At 36.7% G+C, this 3,290-nt stretch carries 1 protein-coding gene; it reads left to right on the top strand.

Annotated features, from left to right (window positions below; genetic code table 11):
* Nucleotides 1-2,912: glycosyl hydrolase family 28 protein (locus tag ABFR62_13785; GenBank protein MEN8139489.1), on the top strand; the 2,912-nt coding region annotated here is incomplete at its 5' end.
* Between the last annotated feature and the right edge of the window lie 378 nt (nt 2,913-3,290).

The raw sequence follows: 3,290 nt of genomic DNA, 5'->3' as shown, positions 1-3,290 counted from the left end.
TTATTGTTTTCTCAGGTCTGGATTCAGGAATATCGGCACAGATACATGAATCACGCAATAAGGCAGTTGAATGGCCGGCAGAAATTGAACCAATTACTGCACCTTTTAATATGCCGCAACTGAAAAAGCCAGTATTCCCCGATAAAACATTCAACATTGTTGATTATGGTGCAATAAACGATGGCAAAACAAAAAATACAGTAGCTATTAAGAATGCATTAAATGCTTGTTACAATGCCGGGGGTGGTATGGTAATTATACCTGCCGGTAAATGGCTAACAGGATCGATACACCTGAAAAGCAATGTTAACCTACACCTTAAAGAGGGCGCAGAATTACATTTCAGTGAAAATCCGAATGATTACTTACCTGTTGTATTAACACGCTGGGCAGGTTTGGAAGTTTATAATTATGCCGCATTGATATATGCTAATGGATGTGAAAATATAGCGATTACAGGCCCGGGCAAATTATTTGGTCATGGAGAAAGTTGGTGGCACTGGAAAAAAAGAGGCGAATACACTGCCAAATTTGTTTACGAAAATCAAGTTTTAAAAGATGTTCCAACCGAAAAACGAAGATACGGAACACCAACAGCTGGGCTCAGGCCACAGTTTATTAATCCGGTTAATTGTAAAAACGTACTCTTTGAAGGATTCACAATTGCCCAACCTGGTCCTTTTTGGACATTCGACATAACATATTGCGAAAATGTAATTGTCAGAGGCTTGAAAATAGATACCTATGGAGGGAAGAACACTGATGGTATCAATATAAATTCAACAAAAAATGCGCTGGTTGAATATTGTCGAATAAATTCAGGAGATGATTGTGTTGCGCTTAAGTCAGGGATAAACGAGGATGGTTGGCGCTTAGGACTTCCGACTGAAAATGTTGTAATCCGCAAAATTGAAGGACTTAAAGCACATGGAGGTATTGTAATTGGCAGTGATATGTCAGGTGATGTACGAAACATTTATGCACATGACTGCAAGTTTATTGGAACCGACAAAGTTATTCGTCTAAAATCTAATTCATCCCGTGGCGGAGTGGTTGAAAATATCTGGTACGAGAATATAGAAATGGAAAACATTAATGGTGAAGCAATTATTATTAACACTAACTATGGTGCTTATATGGCATCAGAAAAAGGTATTGCCTATCCCGTATTTCGCGATATAAAGTTTAAAAACATCACATGCAATAGTGCAGATATAGCTTTAAATATGATGGGAACCAAATTAAGTCCGGTCGAGAATATTACACTTGAGAATATTAAAATTAAAGCTGAAACAGGGATGAAATTTACTTGGGTAAACTGGATAGAATTTAATAAGGTGAAAATTACTCCCCAACATGGAGATGCTATATCTTTTACAAACTGCAAAAACATTAGTGCTTCCTCAACCAAGATGCCTGATATTAAAACTAACAATGTTAATGAAGAAAACTTTATAAGCGATATTGATATTACAGGTAAGATCAAGAATGAAAATCCCGATTATCAAAACATTTTCTATAGTTCGGGCAAAGACGGTTTAACCGGAGAATACTTTAACAATAAAAACCTTGAGGGTAAACCGGTTCTTATAAAGGTTGACAAACAGATAAACTTTAACTGGGAATATGGCTCTCCTGCAAACGGTGTCAATAAAGACAGGTTCTCAGCGCGATGGAGCGGACAGTTAAAATCTCCGGACAGTGGCGAATATGAGATTGGCATGAAATCAGATAACGGATTCAGGCTGTTTCTTAATAATAAGCTGGTTATTGATGCGTGGAGCAGTCACGAAGCAGGGAGCTATAAAGGAAAAGTAGTTCGGCTAAATAAGGATAAACTATACGACATTAAAATTGAGTTTTTTGAGAATGTTGGTACATGCAGTGTCATTTTTGGTTTAGAAAAGTATGAAGTGAAACCTGAAATTCCACCGGTGTATTTAGAAACCGATGTGAATAAACTAATATCAATTCAAAGTGAGAATGACGCTCTTCAACTCAGAAACAATCTAATAAAGTTAGTTTTTGGAAATAATGAATTACCATTAGACAAATTGCCATACAAAGTTGAAGAGGATTATAGCGATCCGGAATATAACGATATCAAATCATTAAAGGTCATAAATAAAATAACTGTTAAAATGGATTATGAATTAGAATCAGTTATCTACCATTTTAATCCGAAGAGTAAAAAGAATAAAGTTGTTTTGTATCATCAGGGCCACAGAGGAGATTTTATTAATGGTAAATCTGTAATTAAGGAATTTCTTGATAACGGATATTCTGTTGTAGCATTCGCTATGCCTTTAATTGGCATGAACAACAAACCTTATGTAACTATTCCTAAACTTGGTAAAATTCATTTAACACAACACGAACATTTCAAATTTTTAGAACCGGAGAATGGTCACTCCGTTAAATATTTTATCGAACCGGTAATTACAACAATAAATAATCTGGAAAACAGATACAACTACGACAATGTAATAATGACAGGCATTTCGGGGGGTGCCTGGACTACAACTATAGCAGCGGCGATTGATTCGAGAATAAAAATAAGCTTTCCGGTTGCAGGAAGTTATCCCATGTATTTACGATCCAATTCGGATAAGGATAGTGGAGATTGGGAACAAAGCATTCCGGATCTTTTACAAACAGCAAATTATCTTGAGTTGTACGTACTTGGGGCTTATGGAGATAATAGAAAACAAGTACAGGTTGTAAACAAGTACGATGCCTGTTGTTTTGGCGGGACAAAATGGAAAACTTATTACCATGAAGTTTTCAATCGTGTAAAAGAACTGAACAAAGGTAAATGGGATTTATGGTTAGACGATACGCATAAGGAGCATAAAATTTCAGAATATATTTTACAGAATATTTTAAGTGAACTGGAAAATAATATTAAATAAACATGGTAGGGAAAAACAATCACGGTAAGATATAATTGGGAAAAGAAGAGAATACTGGTAATGTTGAATGAACAATACGGAAGTTTCAAGAGTGGTATGTTTATGATTTCGAATGCCATCAACGCCTCCGTCAACATAAATTGGAAAGCCCCCGAAGACACTAGGTCTAGCGGGGGCTTTCGCGGTTTGGCGGTGGTGCCACCAGCCCCAACGATTTGAGGCATGATCGATCCAGTCGAAATTAAATATCCGGCCTCATCATAAAAAACGGTATCCCAGGGAGAGTCCGAAACCGACATTTCTCATAACGGAGTCGTCATCATTTGGATTCATGTTCAGCAATCCCTTCTGGGTGTTCAGTTGAAAATATAGCCCCAT

Source organism: Bacteroidota bacterium (assembly GCA_039714315.1).
Lineage (GTDB): Bacteria > Bacteroidota > Bacteroidia > Flavobacteriales > JADGDT01 > JADGDT01.
This window is presented reverse-complemented; position numbering and strand designations above follow the sequence as displayed.